The 654-nt window shown below is 78.3% G+C and carries 2 pseudogenes; one reads left to right on the top strand and one right to left on the bottom strand.

Features of this window, described 5'->3' with window-relative positions:
* Positions 1–201: pseudogene (locus tag OO54_RS46260) on the bottom strand (hypothetical protein); the annotation flags it as partial.
* A gap of 51 nt (positions 202–252) precedes the next feature.
* Here OO54_RS46260 and OO54_RS47000 point away from each other — a divergent pair.
* Positions 253–654, top strand: a pseudogene (locus tag OO54_RS47000) (hypothetical protein); the annotation flags it as partial.

Genomic DNA, 654 nt, shown 5'->3' with positions numbered 1-654 from the left:
CAGCACGACGTCGCCGGCCTCGGTCAGCTTGCGCGCCTCCGCCGCGTAGACGCCGAGGTCCGGGATGGGGGGAGCGTCCGCCGCCAGTGAGCGCTGTGCGGTCGGCGCCGCCTCCCCGGCAGGGGTCGAGACCGGCTCGGGGCTCGTGGGAACGGCGACGGGCTCCGGGGCGCCGGCGGGGTTCGAGACCTTCGCAGCCACGCCCGGCGAAGCTGCGGGCGTGGACGAGGACGAAGACGAGGACGGCCCGTTGTGACGGTCAGGTCCCGCGGCCGTCCCCCCGCCGGGGCCGGCGAGGTCGGCTCGGCGGCGTTCGTGCTCGTGGCCGCCCTGACACTGGCACCCGGCCCGTCACCGGCAGTCTTCCCGCTGATGACGGTGTCGATGGCCGACGGCCTGCCCGCCGCCTGCTGCACGGGCGCGGTGGAGGCAGCGGGCGCGGTGGGCGCCTGCGCTTCGGGGCCACGCGTCCCCGCGGTGGGCGTGCTTGCGGTGGGGGAGGCGCCGGCCGTCGGCACGGTGGGAGCCGGCCCGTCCGACAGCGTTGCCCGCGCTGTCTGGGAAGGGGCGGCGGCAGCGGGCGGCGTCCCGGCTCCCGCATCCGCCGTCACGGGGGTGAACGGTGCTGCCGCCAGCGGCGGTTGGGCCTCGGGG

It is taken from the genome of Streptomyces wedmorensis (assembly GCF_000716445.1).
GTDB lineage: Bacteria > Actinomycetota > Actinomycetes > Streptomycetales > Streptomycetaceae > Streptomyces > Streptomyces wedmorensis.
The sequence above is the reverse complement of the archived record's forward strand: the minus strand, read 5'-3'. Positions and strand labels throughout refer to the sequence as shown.